Genomic DNA, 17,147 nt, shown 5'->3' on the forward strand with positions numbered 1-17,147 from the left:
AAGGAGAGATGCGTGAGGCGACTGCCCGGAATATTATTAGCCACGGGTGCTACTTTAATTGTGTTGTGTGCACTGGTCGTCAGCGGCCTGAGAGTAGTACTGCCACAGTTAGATTATTTCCGACCACAGGTGGTGGCATGGGCGCAGTCTGTCACGGGTATTCCATTGGAAGTAGGGGCGTTGCGGGGCAGTTGGGAGACCTTCGGGCCGACGCTTGAAATTCAGAATTTCAGTGCCAACGGCCCGGATGCTGACTGGCAGTCAGAGCGCATCACATTGGCACTGGATGTCTGGCAGTCCTTGTTGCATTTGCGCTGGCAGTTTCGTGATCTCACCTTTTATCACATGCATCTTGATGTGAAAACACCACTGAATACTCAACATCAGGGCAATCTGTTGGAGCCAGGCAGACTAAGCGATCTTTTCCTTCGTCAGTTCGACCACTTCGATTTGCGCGATAGCCATATCACGTTCCTGACGCCTTCAGGTACACATGCTGAACTGAGCATTCCTCAATTGACCTGGCTCAATCGTAACAACCGTCACCGCGCAGAGGGGTTAATCAGCCTCTCGAGCTTTAATGGGCAGCATGGCGTGGTGCAGATGCGTATGGATCTGCGTGACAATCAAGGGTGGTTGGATAACGGTACAGTTTATCTGCAAGCCGACAATATTGATATGAAACCTTGGCTTGGTCGCTGGATACGCAGTAATACTGGTCTGGAAAGCGCGGATTTCAGCCTGGCAGCCTGGTTGAATGTGCGGGAAGGGAGTATTTATTCTGGAGATCTACTTCTGAATAAAGGGACAGCCAGTTGGCGAGAAGGGGAAAATGCTCATCGCCTGAGTATCGATAATATGACGGTACATGCCAGTCGCCGTGAAAACGGTTGGCAGGTTGAAGTCCCTGTCTTGACGATGTCCACTGATGGGATGCTTTGGCCGAAGGGGAGACTTTCCGCGCTGTGGTTACCGAAGAGCGATGCTACGCTGGGGCCTGATCATCAGTCGGAACTGCGTATCCGGGCCAGCAATCTTGATCTGGAACGGTTTTCGCCTCTTTTGCCACTGCTCGCAACCGCCACACCAACGCTGGAACAACGTTGGCTGGCATTACAGCCAAAGGGTCGGTTGACCGCGTTGGCGTTGGATATTCCGCTGCTGCAACCGGAAAAAACCCGTTTTCAGGTGAAATGGCAGGATGTTAGCTGGCAGAACTGGCAATTGATCCCCGGCGTGAATCATTTCTCCGGTTCAGCCAGCGGTAGCGTTGCGCGTGGGCAAGTGGGGCTATCACTTAAACAAAGTGTACTTCCTTATCCCAATATGTTCCGCGCTCCGCTGGAAATTGATCAGGCTAGTGGCACCATCAACTGGCGCGATGATGATCAGGGCTGGGAGCTGTGGGCCCAAGCGCTGGATGTGCGGGCTAAATCACTATGGGCTAACGGCGATTTTCACTATCGTCATCCAGCAAAGGGTAAACCTCGTCTGGATATTCTGTCTGGGTTGCGCCTGACCGACGCTGCCGACGCCTGGCGTTATTATCCCGAACCCTTTATGGGGAAATCGCTGGTGGATTATTTGAGCAGTGCTCTGAAAGCTGGGCGGGTGGATAACGGTACGCTGATTTTTGCTGGTAATCCCCAGGATTTCCCATTTGAACATCATGAAGGACAGTTCCAGGTCTGGGTTCCGGTAAAAAACGCCATCTTTGAATTTCAACCGGGCTGGCCTGCACTTACCGAGCAGGATATTACGCTGAACTTTCTCAATAATGGCCTATGGATGTCCGCGCCGCATGCCTGGTTGGGCAAGGTAGAAGGGAAGAATATAAGCGCTATTATTCCCGATTACGCTAAAGAGCAATTATTGATTAATGGCGATCTTCATGGGCCAGGGGAAGAAGTGAGGCATTACTTCAACCAGACGCCGCTGAAGTCCTCATTGGGTTCGGCACTGGACGAACTACAGATTGGCGGTATGGTTAATGGTTCTCTACATCTGGATATTCCGTTAGATGTTGGAGATGTTCAGGCTAGTGGTGATGTGGTATTGAATGACAATACGTTATTGATTAAGCCATTAGATACCACATTGGAGAATTTGACCGGACGGTTCCACTATAACAACGGTGCTCTTGACAGTAATAATTTGCAGGCCAACTGGCTGGGACAACCTATATCAGTGAATTTCACTACTGAGGAGCAGGCAAAGGCTTTTCAGATTAACGTGGGTTTGCAAGGTGACTGGCAGGCTTCCCGTTTATCGGGGATGCCCACGCCGTTGGTGTCAGCGTTGGCAGGTAGTGCCCATTGGCAAAGTACGGTAGCTGTTAGCCTGCCTTACAAGGGTGAGGCTAGTTATGATGTTGATTTAAATGCGAATCTTAATGGAGTAAGTAGTCACTTACCACCACCTCTGAATAAGACTGCTGGAACGGCTCTACCGCTTCATGTCACGGCCAAAGGTGATGTCAGCGGGTTTATGTTCAACGGTAGCCTAGGTAAGGCGCAACGCTTTATCAGTCAATGGCAGTTGCATGACAGTGCGCTGACACTGATGCGGGGAGCCTGGCTGAGTAACGCTAAAGTCGTTCCACGGTTACCGAAAGAGGCGTCACTGATGCTGGATGTACCAGCGCTGGATGGTGAGAGTTGGTTGAGATTGTTGCCTGCCATTCATGCATCGCTCAGTGGCACCAGTAATAGCAGCAATTTCCATTGGCCGGCATTAGTGATTCTGAAAACCCCGGAATTGAACATCCTTGGTCAGAGGTGGCACGATCTGGTACTTACCAAAGAAAACCGAATTAGTAGTGAGGAAGTCGGGATAAAAGGGCAGGAAATTGACGGCAAAATAGATATTCCCAATCGCGGCGCGTGGCAGAGCGATATTCGTTATCTTTATTATAATCCTCAATGGAAAAGCGACGACGCTACCAACCCGATAGCGCTGGCGGAGAAAAAGTCCCCGTTGAATGATCCAGCCATCAAACTTGAAGACTGGCCAGCCATCCAGGTGAACTGCCGGGAATGTTGGATACTTGGGCAGAACATGGGCCGAATCCAGGGAGCACTACAGCCGGAACGGAATAAACTGTTGCTTAGTGACGGTGTGATTGATACGGGTAAATCCCGTTTGACGATTAATGGTAGTTGGCAGGAAAGCAGTGAAGGTGTGCGGACGGCGGTGAAAGGTCGTTTATCTGGTGACAGTCTTACAAAAAATACCGCTTGGTTCGGTGTGAAAACGCCTTTGCGCGCTGGCGAATTCAGCGTGGATTATGATCTGTACTGGCGTGGCGCACCCTGGGAACCGGATATTCCCAGCTTGAGCGGGATCCTGAAAACGCATATTGGCAAAGGGGAAATTACCAATGTGAGCACCGGTCAGGCGGGGCAGTTATTACGTTTGGTCAGTTTTGACGCGTTGCTGCGTAAGCTACAGTTTGATTTCCGTGATACGTTCAGCGAAGGTTTCTACTTTGATTCCATTAATAGCACTGCATGGATAAAAGAGGGTGTACTGCATACGGACAATCTGCTGGTGGATGGTCTGGCAGCGGATATCGCCATGAAGGGCGATGTCGATCTGGTAAAACACCAAATTGCCATGGAGGCGGTGGTCGCGCCAGAAATTTCTGCAACTGTTGGCGTTGCAACCGCCTTTGCGGTTAATCCGCTAATCGGTGCTGCTGTTTTTGCTGCCAGTAAAGCGTTGGCGCCACTATGGAATAAAATTTCTCTGATTCGTTACCAGATTTCCGGTAGCCTTGATCAGCCGAAGATTCAGGAAGTACTGCGCGAGCCGCAAAAAACAAAGCCTGCTGAAGCAGCGGTCCGCTAACTGCGGTATGTTCATCCGATTACATCGACAATAAGAGTGACATCCTATGAGTCTGACGTTTGTCAGTGAGCAATTACTCACAACCAACAAGTTGAGTTATCACGATTTAAGCACGATTCTGGCATCGTTAAATGAACGTCGTCTGGATTATGCCGACCTCTATTTCCAGTCGAGTTACCATGAATCCTGGGTATTAGAGGACCGTATTATTAAAGAAGGGTCTTACCATATCGATCAAGGGGTCGGTATTCGCGCGGTAAGCGGAGAGAAAACTGGGTTTGCCTATGCCGACCAGATCACTCTTAATGCCTTGCAACAGAGCGCACAGGCGGCTCGCAGTATTGTTCGAGAGCAGGGTACCGGCACTGTCCGTACCTTGGGCGATGTGCCGCATCGCGGGCTTTATTCCGACATGAACCCGCTGGACAGTCTGACACGGGAAGAGAAGATTACCTTGTTGCACCGGGCAGATGCAACGGCTCGTGCGGCGGACCCACGCGTACAAGAAGTCAGTGCCAGTTTAACCGGTGTGTATGAGTTAGTGCTGGTGGCGGCGACGGACGGTACGCTGGCGGCGGATGTCCGCCCGCTGGTGCGTTTGTCAGTCAGTGTATTGGTTGAGGAAAATGGTAAGCGTGAACGCGGTGCCAGTGGTGGTGGTGCCCGTACCGGGTATGATTATTTCTGGCAACAGACGGATGGCGAGATCCGGGTGGAAGCCTGGGCGAAAGAAGCGGTGCGCATGGCGTTGGTTAATCTTTCCGCCGTGGCGGCACCAGCGGGGTCAATGCCGGTGGTACTGGGTGCCGGCTGGCCGGGTGTGCTGTTGCATGAGGCCGTCGGTCATGGTCTGGAAGGTGACTTTAACCGTCGGGGTACTTCGGTATTTAGCGGTCAGATGGGGAATCTGGTGGCTTCAGAACTCTGTACGATCGTGGATGATGGCACGATGGATGGGCGTCGTGGTTCATTAGCGATGGATGATGAAGGTGTTCCCGGCCAGTACAATGTACTGATTGAGAACGGTGTACTGAAAGGTTATATGCAGGACAAGCTGAATGCCCGGTTGATGGGCGTAACGCCAACCGGTAACGGGCGTCGTGAGTCTTATGCTCATCTACCAATGCCGCGGATGACCAATACGTACATGCTGGCGGGCAAATCCACAGCGGAAGATATTATCTCCAGTGTGGAATATGGCCTGTATGCACCGAACTTTGGCGGCGGTCAGGTGGATATCACATCCGGCAAATTTGTGTTCTCTACCTCAGAAGCTTATCTGATAGAAAAAGGCCGTATTACCAAACCGGTAAAAGGTGCGACGCTGATTGGCTCTGGTATTGAGGCCATGCAGCAGGTTTCTATGGTCGGTAACGATTTGGCGCTGGATAACGGTGTCGGCGTGTGTGGTAAAGAGGGGCAGAGCTTGCCAGTCGGGGTTGGACAACCGACGCTGAAACTGGATAGCCTGACCGTCGGCGGCACGGCCTGATTGGCGTTAACCGCCATGACAGAAAGATGTTAAAAGCCGCTTAACGCGGCTTTTTTACTGGGCAGAGCATGCCAACAGTTATTTCGCTGGTTGATCAGATAGCGGGTTCTTCTGCCGATAGCCCTGATATACCAGGGCGACTTTCTTGAAGTATTCCGTCAGATAGTTAATACATACCTGCACCTTAAGTGGCAGATTGTCTTTGCGTGTATACAGTGCATATACCGGACGCGGATCGGAATGATAACGGGTAAACAGAATTTCCACGTCCCCCCGTTTAATATCGTCAAGGACCCACATCAGAGGCGTATAGGCGATACCTGCGCCGGTTTTCAGCCAGCGGATCAAGGTTTGGGAGTCATTGGTGACGAAACGCCCCTGCGGCGCCAACCGGGTAGTAATGCCTTCCGGCGCAATCAGCTCAAATTCGCTGTCTGGTCGCACACTGTATTCCAACCAGGAAAAGTTAGCGATGTCGGCAGGTTTTTCCGGTATACCATGTTGCGCCAGATAGCTTCTGGCGGCACAAACTACCATCGGCATGGTACCCAGCCGAGTGGAAAACAGGCTCGAGTCCTGTAGGGCACCGACACGAATGACGATATCCAGACCATCGGCAATCAGGTCGGGAGCGGGAATACCGGTGACCAAATTAACGGAGAGCCCTGGATATTCTTTCAACATTTCCGCCGTCATCGTGGCCAATACATTTTGTGCCATGGTGGAAGAGCTGCCAATACGCAGTGTACCGATGGGGGTGTTGTTAAAGGCATAAAGTTGTTCGTGCACTTCACGCGCTTCGTGCAGCATCTTGCGGCATCCATGATAGTAAATCTTTCCTCCTTCCGTCAGCCCGATACTCCGCGTGCTGCGATTCAATAGTTTGATCTGTAGCTCATCTTCCAGTTTGGTCACTGCCTGGCTCACGGCTGAAACACTCATTTCCAACTGGCGGGCGGCGGCGGTAAAAGAGCCGAACTCCACTACCTTGGCGAACACCGACATGCTTTTTAGTCGTTCCATTGTTAACCCTGGCTTAAAAGTGATTTAGATCACACTACGTAGATAAGACAATAATAAGTCTCCATAATATGGATTGTCTAACAATGATGAGCCGGTATTAACAGACTTCCTCCCGACTGTTGTTATCTCGATAGACTAAACGCTGATTTAACATCGCATTAAGTATACCCGATATATTTCGCGTTGCAGGGACGCGGCTTGCCGCGGCCCCAAAGGCGCTAGGCTCAAGGATAGGGCGAGTAATTTAGCGTAACTGCAACTTGAAGAAATGATGGGAATATTCATTAAGTCGGCACCTGTAATCACCATTGTTGGTTTACTCCGCACCGGGTCTGTGGGTTGTCATGCCTGCGGAGGATCGCTCTTTGTTTTAGCCGACAGAGTGCATTGATCAGCAGAATAAATAAGGAAAAAGAGGATGGGTTCACTCCCGGTCATGGTGCTGTTTGGTTTGTCTTTTCCGCCGGTTTTTTTTGTACTTCTGGTATCACTGGCATTGTTCTTTGTCAGCATTCGGTTGTTGCAGCCTACCGGTATCTATGACGTTGTCTGGCATCCCGCACTATTCAATACCGCCCTGTTTTGCTGTCTGTTCTATCTGTTATGCCGTTTCGGTCTTTGAGGTCGCTGTGAAAACACCCGCTATAACCATCATTATCAAAAAATTCGGTCGCGTGGCGATAACGCTGGCTTTCGTGCTACTTGCGGTAGTCGCGCTGGTTCGTCTGTGGGCGTTCTATACGGAATCACCCTGGACGCGTGATGCAAAATTCACTGCTGATGTTGTGGCAATTGCGCCTGATGTCAGCGGGTTACTGAAAGAAGTGAAGGTTCACGATAATCAGCTAGTGAAGCGAGGTGATGTACTGTTTGTCATCGATCCGCTCCGTTATCAAGAGGCGGTGGCAGAGGCTGATGCGGATGTCGCTTACTATCAGGCATTGGTGGCAGAGAAAAAACGGGAGGCGAACCGGCGTCTGCATCTTGGCGTGCAAGCGATGTCACAGGAAGCGATCGACCAATCTTCTAATGAATTGGAAACCGTCACGCATCAATTGGCGAAGTCAGAAGCGGAGCTGGCGCTGGCAAAGCTCGATCTGGACCGGGCTGTCGTGCGTGCCCCGGCAGATGGTTGGGTAACCAATCTCAATGTGCAGGAGGGAGAATATATTACCCGTGGGTCGACTGCAGTAGCGTTGGTGAAAAAGAATTCTTTCTATTTGCTGGCCTATCTGGAAGAAACCAAGCTGGAAGGGGTTCGTCCCGGTTTTCGGGTAGAAATTACCCCGCTGGGGAGTAACCGTATTCTCTACGGTACGGTAGACAGTGTGGCGGCGGGGGTCAACAGCAGTAGCAGTAATATCGATACAAAAGGTCTGGCGACGGTGGATTCCAATCTGGAATGGGTTCGTCTGGCACAGCGCGTACCGGTAAGAATCAAACTTGACCAACAAATGGGCAATCTTTATCCGGCGGGGACGACTGCCACGGTGGTGGTGACCGGTGACCAAACACGAAATACTAAATCAATGTCACCTTTGCTGAAGCTGATGCATCGACTACGTGAATTCGGTTAAGCGATATGATAATGAAAAGTCCCGTTTTCCCCCGATTTCGCTTTGCCTTTAAACTTAGCTTTTCCATTGTGCTATCGCTGCTGCTCGGTTTTTATTTGCAGTTGGAAACGCCACGCTGGGCAGTGCTTACTGCGGCTATCGTGGCGGCTGGCCCGGCATTTGCCGCCGGGGGCGAGCCTTTCTCCGGTTCGATTCGTCATCGTGGAATATTGCGTATTCTCGGCACATTTCTCGGTTGTATTGCCGCAGTTGTCATCATTATTGCTACTGTTCGTGCCCCGCTGGTGATGCTGATACTCTGTTGTTTGTGGACCGGTGTCTGTGTTTGGATCTCTTCGTTGGTCAAGGTGGGAAACGCCTATGTGTACGGACTGGCGGGTTATACCGCGCTGATTATCATTGTCACGACACAAAATATCCCGTTGGAAACACCGCAGTTTGCCGTGGAACGTTGTAGTGAGATCGTGCTGGGGATTGTCTGTGCAATTCTGGCGGATCTGCTGTTTTCTCCGCGATCCATCAAGCAAGATCTTGATCGTGTGGTGGGTGATTTGTTAGTGGATCAATATCGATTGATGCAGCGCTGCGTTAATGGCGTGTCTAAAGAAGATCTGGATGCCGACTGGAGCGCGCTGGTGCGTAAAACCCATACCCTGAACGGGATGCGCAGCCATCTGATGCTAGAGTCCTCTCGCTGGCAAAGCAGTAACCGCCGTCTTAAAACGATGCTGACCCAATCCTGGATGATGATCACCCATGCTTGTGAAACCTATGTGGTTTTGCAAGATAGCACAATGCCAGTGAAAGGCGGCCTTACTATAATACTGGAACAATCAGCGTCGTCTCCGGCTGATGTTCATAAATATCTCAAGCAGCTCCGTCATCTGGTGGTCGCCAGTCATAGTGACAGCCTACCGTCAACACTGGCGGGGTGGGTGGGGGCGGCGACCCGTTATCAACTACTGGCAAAGGGAGTACAGGCTAATACGCGTATCAGTCGGGTGGAAGCCGAGTTGCTGGAAGAGGACGCTGCGATTAAGGTGACCTCGGCAGAGACTCACCACGCAATGATTAATGGTTTGCGTACCAGTGTGGCAACGGCCCTGGGCTGTCTGTTCTGGCTGAGCACCGGTTGGACGTCCGGTAGTGTTTGTATGGTGATGATTGCTGTGGTGACGTCATTGGCGATGCGATTGCCGAATCCCCGGATGGTGGCGAAGGACTTTATGTTTGGCACGTTGTTTGCTCTCCCTCTGGGGGCGCTAATGTTTATGTTGGTGCTGCCATCCACCCAGCAGAGCCTGTTCCTGCTGTGTCTCAGTCTTGGCGGTATGGCATTTATCATTGGCATTGAAGTACAGAAACGGCGATTGGGATCATTGGGGGCGCTGGCCAGCACGATCAATATTCTGGTGCTCGACAATCCGATGACCTTTAATCTTTCTCAGTTTCTGGATAATGCCATCGGCCAAATCATTGGCTGTTTTCTAGCATGGATGGTGATTCTGCTGATCCGTGATAATACCCAGATACGCACCGGACGAATGTTGCTTAACCGTTTTGTTTATGGTGCGGTTCTGGCGCTAACAACCAACAAAACCCGACGCAAAGAAAACTATCTGCCAGCGTTGTACCAGTATTTGCTTTTGTTGCTGAATATGTTTCCTGGCGATATTGCCAAATATCGTTTAGCGTTGTCGTTGATCATTATGCACCAGCGATTTCGGAAACTGGACATCCCGGTCAGTGAAAGGCTATCTGCCAGTCATCGCCAGATGCGGGCCACGGCGGAACGGGTGATGGATTCTTCCCGCGATACTTTGCGCAGTCGCTATTTCTCGCAGTTACTGGACGAAATGGCCGACTATCAGCAAATGTTGCGTGAACATCAGGTGGACGAAAATGTGACATTATCGGTAGGGCGTCTTACCGCTATGCTACATCGTTATAAACATGCTCTGAGCGGTTGAATCCTGATGTGGATAACGGTCCACCATCGTGTGATGGCAGACAGTCATCGTTGGGCTAGTCAACTAGCTTGTGCGATCTGGCTTCGATAAGACTCCAGCCAGGCGCTAACGCGTTGTCGCTGGGATTCATCCAGCCACATGCCCAGTTTGGTACGCCGCCATAACGCATCCTCCATCGTAATAACCCATTCATTATCTACCAGATAGCGCAGTTCGGCTTCATACAGGTTATGACCGAAATGTTCACCTAATTCACCAAGGCTGCTGGCATTGCCCAGGATTTTTTCGCTATTGCTGCCGTAAGTTCGGCTGTAGCGGCGTGCCAGACTTTCCGGCAGATTGTGGCGACGGCGCAGTTTAGCCGCATATTCATCACGGCTACCGTTGATATCACCGCCCGGCAGTGTGGCATTTTTCGTCCAGGCGCTGGCGGCATGTGGATAATATTTTGCCAGTTTGTCCATCGCATGTTCTGCCAGCTTGCGGTAGGTGGTGAGTTTACCACCGAAGACCGACAGCAGCGGTGCCTGTCCATGATCGTCCGACACGGACAATGTATAGTCACGGGTTATGGCTTGCGGTGAGTCGGATTCATCGTCACACAGAGGACGCACACCGGAGTAGCTCCATACTATGTCTTCACGTGTCAGCGGTTTCTTGAAGTGATCATTATAAACATCCAACAAGTAGTTGATTTCATGGTCATCAATATGAACCTGCCGGGGATCACCGTGGTATTCCACATCGGTAGTACCAATAATTGAGAATTCATCCTGCCACGGGATCACGAAAACGATACGGTGATCTTTATTTTGCAGAATGTAAGCCTGTTCCCCATCATGAACCCGGGGCACGACAATATGGCTGCCTTTAATCAGACGGATACCATACGGGGAAGGCAATTCCAGCCCTTCGTCAAAGAATTGTCTGACCCAGGGACCAGTGGCGTTAACCAACCCTTTTGTTTGCCAGTGATGAGTTTCGCCATTAAGGGTATCGATGGCATCGACTATCCATAGCCCTTGTTCACGGCGGGCGCGAGTGACTTTCATGTGATTACGGACTTCACCACCGTGACGTACTGTTTCCTGAGCGTTCAGCACGACCAGTCGGGCATCATCCACCCAGCAATCTGAATATTCGAAACCGCGCGTCAGTTCAGGTTTCAGAACTGACTCTGGGCCAAAACGCAGGCTGTTACTGGAAGGCAAACTGACACGTTTACCTAAATGGTCATACATAAACAAGCCGGCACGAATCATCCAGGCCGGGCGCAGATGTGGTTGATGAGGCAGGCGAAAACGCATCGGAAAGATGATGTGTGGTGCCATTTTCAGTAATACTTCACGTTCAGAAAGGGCTTCTCCTACCAGGCGGAACTCGTAATGTTCCAGATAGCGCAAGCCACCATGAATCAGTTTGGAACTGGCGGATGAGGTAGCGCTGGCTAGATCTTGCGCTTCCAGCAGCAGAACAGACAGCCCGCGTCCGGCGGCGTCTGCTGCAATGCCTGCACCGTTAATTCCTCCGCCGATCACGATCAGATCTTTGGTTTCCACGTTGTTTCCTCCGCCGTAATAATAAATGTTCGTTTTCGCTCATGATAGTAATCGAAAACAAACATGATAGCCAAGCGTTAACCAGATAAAAACATTTAAGCGTGATGGGAATAACAATTTGTTAGCTATTCCTTTATAAATCTCAGGGATATTTCAGTGGGTACGATATGAAAAGCCGCAGTCACTCAATGTGATAGCGGCGAGTTATCTGAGGCAGGGGGAGGTCAGAGGTTAACATTGCCCGTTATGCCTAGGGACCATGCTTGAGGCTAACATGTTTCTCCATCAGGCGGTCTCCTCTACTAACAGACCAGCCTGGCTCATCTGCTGTTTTACCCAATCACGGGCCGCTTTTATCTCTTTGATGGGATCCGATGCTATTTCGCTCCACATTTCAATCAGGTAAGGGCCACAGTAACCGGATTCCCTTAGCGTTCTGAAGCAACGTTCGAAATCCACCACACCGCTACCGAATGGGACATTTTTAAATATGCCGGGACGGGTGTCTTTGACATGTACCGCAACAATATGACCTTTACCCGCCTGCAACTCCATTTGCACATCGTTATCCCAGGCAGACAGATTGCCGATATCCGGATAGAGCTGAAACCACGGATTATTCAGATAGTTGGCGTATCCCAAAGCCTTACTGATGGAGTTCATCAGCGGGTAGTCCATAATTTCCATGGCCAGAGTAACCTGAGCCCGGCTGGCCATTCCTACCGCCTGTTGCAGTCCGTCGCGGAAACGTTCACGGGTGATGTTGTTGGCTTGATGGTAATACACATCATATCCTGCCAATTGAATGACGCGGATACCCACATCCTGTGCAAGAGCAATAGCTTTGCTCATAATCTCCAGCCCATGATTGCGAGTAGCGTTATCTTCGGACCCCAAGGGAAAACGGCGGTGCGCGCTCAGGCACATGGATGGCACTCGTATACCAGTCGCTGCAATAGCGTTGACCAGTTGCAGGCGCTGCTCACGATTCCAGTCAAGTCGTGCCAATCGACTATCACTTTCATCCACGGACATTTCAACAAAATCGAAGCCCAGTTCGCCGACCAACTGTAACCGGGCCAACCAGTCTTCACCGGGTGGCAATGCCTTTTCGTAGATTCCGAGCGGTACGGTTTTCGTGAGCATGGTTTTCCCCTTAACCCCAGAGCTGGGCAATACTGCGTTTGAATTCGCGCGCAGCCTGCACTGGATCGGCGGCATCGCGGATACTTCGTCCGGCAATAAATACATGAATCGGGATACCGCGGAATAATGGTAAGTCTGTCAGCGCCAGCCCACCGGTAACGGTCACTTTGAAGCCCATATCCGCCAGCCGCCGGATGGCTGTGATGTCGGTATCGCTCCAGGCGATACCCGCCGCTTGCGCGTCTCGGCTACGGTGATAAACCACTTGCTGGATACCGGCTGAACGCCAGGCTTGTGCCTGTTCCCAGGTCCAGAAACCTGTCAGTTCAATCTGTACATCCCCTTTGAACTCGCGGGCCACTTCCAGTGCGCCAGTTGCTGTATTGATGTCTGCACAGCAGATCACCGTGACCCAATCCGCATTGGCTTCAAAACACATCCGGGCGAGTATCTTTCCCGCATCGGCGATTTTGGCGTCTGCCAGCACAATTTTGTGCGGGTAGAGTGCTTTTAGATCCCGTACGGCACGGACACCTTCGGCAACACACAGGATGGTGCCGACTTCGATAATATCCACTTCTTCGGCAATCAGCCGGGTAGTCTGGTAAGCGTGAGCCAGCGTCTGGTTATCCAGCGCCACCTGTAACATCGGTAACTGAGACATGGTTCTATCCTTAACAGGTTGCCGCCGCAGCGGTTTGATCAATTAAATCCAGCACGTCCTGCTCGGTACGGCAGGCGCGCAGGCGGTCAAAATTAGCTTCATCTTCAAATAGATTGACGATTTGCATGATGCCCACTTCTTGATGGGTATTGGCATCAACCGCTGCCAGCGTAATCAGAATGTCGACCGGGTCATTGTCTTCATGATTGAAAATTAGCGGTGTTTTCAGTGTTACCAGAGCAAAACCGGTTTTTTTTACTCCCTCTTCCGGGCGGCCATGCGGCATGGCCAGACCGGGAGCAATAACGAAATAAGGGCCGAAACGCTTCACGCCGTCCAGAATGGCCTGGTAATAGCGCGGTTCTACCACATCGGCATCCACCAGCAGATCTACGCCGACCTTCACGGCCTCCTGCCAGGTTGCCGCTTCTACTTGCAGACGTATTGAGCGGTTCTCAACCAGTGAGTCTCGTAATTTCATGGCGTCTCCTACTGTTTGAGATCGGCAGGGAAATGGGCGCTTATCACGTCCATCAGCTTGGGGCCAAATTCTGTAGCGGAAAGCATGTTGCGTACACCGACCACATATTTGTTCCCACTGACCGTAATTTCGTCCGCCATCTGTGTAGAGGCGATGATGATATCTGCGCCGCTGAGTTCAGCTTTGTATTCTCCCACTGCGCAACTGTTCATCGTGTGGTTGACGCCTTGCTGGGTCAGAAACTGTCCGACTTTCATTTTCATAATCATGGAGCTGCCTTGACCACAGCCACATACCGCCAGAATTCGAACTGTCATGATGATGTCTCCAGAATTAGTTCGCTGTTGATTCAGCGAGTTTCTTTTCAGCATCTTCTTCAGCACGCAGTGAGCGGCTGGCGAAGAACATATAGATCAGTGCAATGACAATCACGACGGACATAAACCATAGACCGAGTGTTAAGCCCTGCATAAGCGGTGGGGCCAGAATCGACCAGTCGGCCATACCCATCCAGGCACTGAGAGAAGTAAGTTTGACGGCCCAGACACAGCCGAAGATTTCAATCATTCCCATCACCAGGCAGATCTTCAGCGCAGCGCGCCAACCGCCAAAATGGTTGGCAAATACACCGATGGTGGCATTGGAGAAGAACATGGGAATGAAGCCGGGGATGATCAGGATGGGAGAACCAATGCCAATCAGAGTGGCGACGGCAATTAACTGACCGACGGTTCCCCACATAAAACCCCACACCACAGCGTTGGGGGCAAAGCTGTAGATGGCAGCGCAGTCAATGGCCAGCACCGCGCCTGGAATCAAGCGTTGGGAGATACCATTGAATGCTTCGGACAACTCGGCCACGAACATGCGTACACCCTGTACGATGATGAAAATCGCTACGGCAAACTGGAAGCCGGTTTGCAGGATATAGATGGTCCAGTGGGTTTTGCCTGCCATCTTTTGCAGAGTGTCTAAACCGAAAGAAAGTAGAATGGCGCCAAAAAATACCGTCATCACAAGCGCGGTCGAGACGATGTTATCGTGAAAAATATTCAGCCAACCTGGTAATTTCAGGTCTTCAACACTTTCTTCTTTGTTACCCAGGTAAGGGGCCAGTTTGTAAGCGAGCCAAGAAGCGAACTGCTGCTGGTGGCCGATGGAGAATCCACAGCCATCCGTCACTTCCTGCGTGGGTTTATACATCATGTTGGAGGTGATACCCCAATAGAGCGACACCAGCACCGCAGTGCAGAGAATAGTGGTCCACATTGGGTAACCTAGAATATAGAAGAATACGGCCAGCAAGCCTGCTTGCTGGAACATGATGTGCCCGGTCAACATGATGGTGCGAATTCCGGTCACCCGGCGCATCAAGACATAGAGAATATTCAGCGCCAGTGCCAGTAATACGGCATAACCGACCCAACTGTAGGCGTCCCCCATACGTTCAACCGTTGCCATCATGGCGGCGTATGTGTCTGAAATCGCACCATTGATACCAAAAACAGTCGACATTTTCGCGACGACAGGTTTAAAGGTGCTGGTCAGAATGCCAGAACCTGCCTGTAGCAGCATAAAACCGATAATGGTTTTGATGGTGCCTTTAATGATAACCGTGGCGCTTTTGCGCAACAGCAGATAACCAATAAGTGTGACGATCCCCAACAGTAGCGGGGCATTGGTCATGACCTGATTAAAAAAAACAGTAAAGATATTGTAGAGGGTTTCCATAAGCACTCCGTTCGGCTTTTGGTAATCCTGTTACGCGTCATATACCCGTCATCTTGAAATTTATTGGGCACACCTGCTTCACTCTGGCGCGGTCAGGCATTTTTTTGTTGGGACAGACGTACTGTAGCAATCACAAATAATCACAAAAAGGCTATTGGTGATTATTTGTGAGAAACATCGCAAATTATTATTCAAGATAAAATTGATTCTTATTTATTGCATTGCTTTATTTTTATTTTGATAAATATCATTTAGTTAAACTTTATTTGTTGCTTGGATCACAAATTTAAAGGAGCAGATATTGCATTTTTTGTGTGTAGTCTGTGAATTGTCAGCATGATTAAACAGTGATAGATTTTAATTATCCAATCATAAGTAATCTTTTAATGATTTACTGTGATTTATAATCACTGTGCAAGCACATCAAGCCGAGTAACGATGAGGTTCAGACTATGAGTAAGATCGAAAGCATCACCCGTGATTCATGGATTTTGAATACGTTTCCTGAATGGGGAACCTGGCTGAACGAGGAAATTGAACAGGAACAAGTTGCGCCAGGCACCTTTGCTATGTGGTGGCTGGGGTGTACCGGCATCTGGCTTAAATCTGAAGGGGATACCCATATCTGTGTGGATTTATGGTGTGGTACCGGTAAGCAGAGTCACGGTAACCCATTGATGAAAAATGGCCATCAGATGCAGCGCATGGCAGGTGTGAAGAAGCTTCAGCCGAACTTGCGCACCACGCCTTTCGTGCTCGATCCCTTCGCTATCCGGCAGATTGATGCAGTGGTTTCTACCCATGATCACAATGACCATATTGATGTGAACGTAGCGGCAGCGGTGATGAAAAACTGTGACAGCAGCGTGCCGTTTATCGGGCCGGAAACCTGCGTCAATCTGTGGGTCGAATGGGGTGTTCCACGGGATCGCTGTATTGTGATGAAACCTTTGGACGTGATAAAAATCAAAGATATTGAAATACATGCGCTAGATGCTTTCGACCGGACGGCACTGATCACGTTGCCCGCTGAGCAGAAAGCACAGGGTGTATTGCCGGATGGCATGAACAAGCGTGCCATCAACTACCTCTTCAAAACCCCCGGCGGAAATCTGTATCACAGCGGTGATTCACATTACTCCAACTACTACGCCAAACATGGTAATGAGTATCAGGTCGATGTTGCGCTGGGTTCCTATGGTGAAAACCCCCGTGGCATTACGGACAAGATGACTAGCGCCGATATTCTGCGGATGGCCGAAGCGTTACATACCCAAGTCGTGATACCGTTTCACCATGATATCTGGTCGAATTTTCAGGCCGATCCACGGGAAATTCGCGTGCTGTGGGAGATGAAAAAAGATCGTCTGCAATACGGTTTTAAACCTTTCATCTGGCAGGTTGGCGGTAAATTTACCTGGCCACTGGACAAGGACAAGCTGGAGTATCACTACCCACGAGGGTTTGATGATTGTTTTACTATAGAGCCGGATCTTCCCTTCACGTCATTCCTGTAATGGGTGTAGCCATAAGGCTTGAGGCTGTCCACTTCGGCCTGTTTTAGGGGCATCATCACGTTGGGTTCCCGGCGGAAAAGCCGAACGTGGTGGTCGCCCCGGTATCCCGGTTTTTTAACGGGTGGGCATTAATCCATA

Annotated in this window: 13 protein-coding genes; 6 read left to right on the plus strand and 7 right to left on the minus strand. The window is 50.5% G+C overall.

Translation table 11 applies throughout. From position 1 onward, the window contains the following. Positions 1 to 12: 12 nt before the first annotated feature. Complete coding sequence (gene yhdP, locus PCO85_01645) at positions 13 to 3,849, plus strand: AsmA2 domain-containing protein YhdP (protein ID WJV54211.1); 3,837 nt, start codon at positions 13 to 15, stop codon at positions 3,847 to 3,849. Positions 3,850 to 3,895: 46 nt separating this feature from the next. Then, positions 3,896 to 5,341, plus strand: coding sequence for a metalloprotease TldD (gene tldD / locus PCO85_01650; protein ID WJV54212.1), 1,446 nt, complete (start codon positions 3,896 to 3,898; stop codon positions 5,339 to 5,341). Positions 5,342 to 5,419: 78 nt separating this feature from the next. Here the strand turns inward: tldD and aaeR are convergent, their stop codons facing one another. Next, complete coding sequence (gene aaeR, locus PCO85_01655; GenBank protein ID WJV54213.1) at positions 5,420 to 6,364, minus strand: HTH-type transcriptional activator AaeR; 945 nt, start codon at positions 6,362 to 6,364, stop codon at positions 5,420 to 5,422. Between the two features lie 418 nt (positions 6,365 to 6,782). Here aaeR and aaeX point away from each other — a divergent pair, with 418 nt between their 5' ends. From aaeX to aaeB, 3 genes are read left to right on the plus strand one after another with little or no spacing between them, the layout of a single operon-like run. Continuing rightward, positions 6,783 to 6,986 (plus strand): p-hydroxybenzoic acid efflux pump operon protein AaeX, encoded by a 204-nt coding sequence (gene aaeX, locus PCO85_01660; GenBank protein ID WJV54214.1) that lies wholly within the window; start codon positions 6,783 to 6,785, stop codon positions 6,984 to 6,986. A gap of 7 nt (positions 6,987 to 6,993) precedes the next feature. After that, a complete protein-coding gene (aaeA, locus tag PCO85_01665) occupies positions 6,994 to 7,941 on the plus strand; it encodes a p-hydroxybenzoic acid efflux pump subunit AaeA (GenBank protein ID WJV54215.1) in 948 nt (315 codons plus the stop codon). An 11-nt stretch (positions 7,942 to 7,952) separates the two neighbouring features. Next, entirely contained in the window at positions 7,953 to 9,911 is a 1,959-nt protein-coding gene (aaeB, locus tag PCO85_01670; GenBank protein WJV54216.1) for a p-hydroxybenzoic acid efflux pump subunit AaeB, read from the plus strand. Between the two features lie 59 nt (positions 9,912 to 9,970). Here aaeB and glpD read toward each other — a convergent pair whose 3' ends face one another. The 6 genes from glpD to ulaA all read right to left on the minus strand — a co-directional run bounded on the left by glpD (position 9,971) and on the right by ulaA (position 15,492). Continuing rightward, positions 9,971 to 11,470 (minus strand): glycerol-3-phosphate dehydrogenase, encoded by a 1,500-nt coding sequence (glpD, locus tag PCO85_01675; GenBank protein WJV54217.1) that lies wholly within the window; start codon positions 11,468 to 11,470, stop codon positions 9,971 to 9,973. A gap of 285 nt (positions 11,471 to 11,755) precedes the next feature. Beyond that, positions 11,756 to 12,616: an L-ribulose-5-phosphate 3-epimerase gene (locus tag PCO85_01680; GenBank protein WJV54218.1), complete on the minus strand. Its 861-nt coding sequence runs from the start codon at positions 12,614 to 12,616 to the stop codon at positions 11,756 to 11,758. A 10-nt stretch (positions 12,617 to 12,626) separates the two neighbouring features. Beyond that, positions 12,627 to 13,280 (minus strand): 3-keto-L-gulonate-6-phosphate decarboxylase UlaD, encoded by a 654-nt coding sequence (locus PCO85_01685; GenBank protein WJV54219.1) that lies wholly within the window; start codon positions 13,278 to 13,280, stop codon positions 12,627 to 12,629. Between the two features lie 10 nt (positions 13,281 to 13,290). Next, positions 13,291 to 13,761, minus strand: coding sequence for a PTS ascorbate transporter subunit IIA (ulaC, locus tag PCO85_01690; GenBank protein ID WJV54220.1), 471 nt, complete (start codon positions 13,759 to 13,761; stop codon positions 13,291 to 13,293). Positions 13,762 to 13,769: 8 nt separating this feature from the next. Further along, on the minus strand, positions 13,770 to 14,078 hold the full coding sequence (gene ulaB, locus PCO85_01695; protein WJV54221.1) for a PTS ascorbate transporter subunit IIB: 309 nt from the start codon (positions 14,076 to 14,078) through the stop codon (positions 13,770 to 13,772). A gap of 16 nt (positions 14,079 to 14,094) precedes the next feature. Beyond that, entirely contained in the window at positions 14,095 to 15,492 is a 1,398-nt protein-coding gene (gene ulaA, locus PCO85_01700) for a PTS ascorbate transporter subunit IIC (GenBank protein WJV54222.1), read from the minus strand. A 452-nt stretch (positions 15,493 to 15,944) separates the two neighbouring features. On the opposite strand from ulaA, the gene ulaG reads away from it, so the two are divergent. Then, on the plus strand, positions 15,945 to 17,009 hold the full coding sequence (gene ulaG / locus PCO85_01705) for an L-ascorbate 6-phosphate lactonase (GenBank protein WJV54223.1): 1,065 nt from the start codon (positions 15,945 to 15,947) through the stop codon (positions 17,007 to 17,009). Positions 17,010 to 17,147: the final 138 nt, after the last annotated feature.

It is taken from the genome of Prodigiosinella aquatilis (genome assembly GCA_030388725.1).
Taxonomy (GTDB): domain Bacteria; phylum Pseudomonadota; class Gammaproteobacteria; order Enterobacterales; family Enterobacteriaceae; genus Prodigiosinella; species Prodigiosinella aquatilis.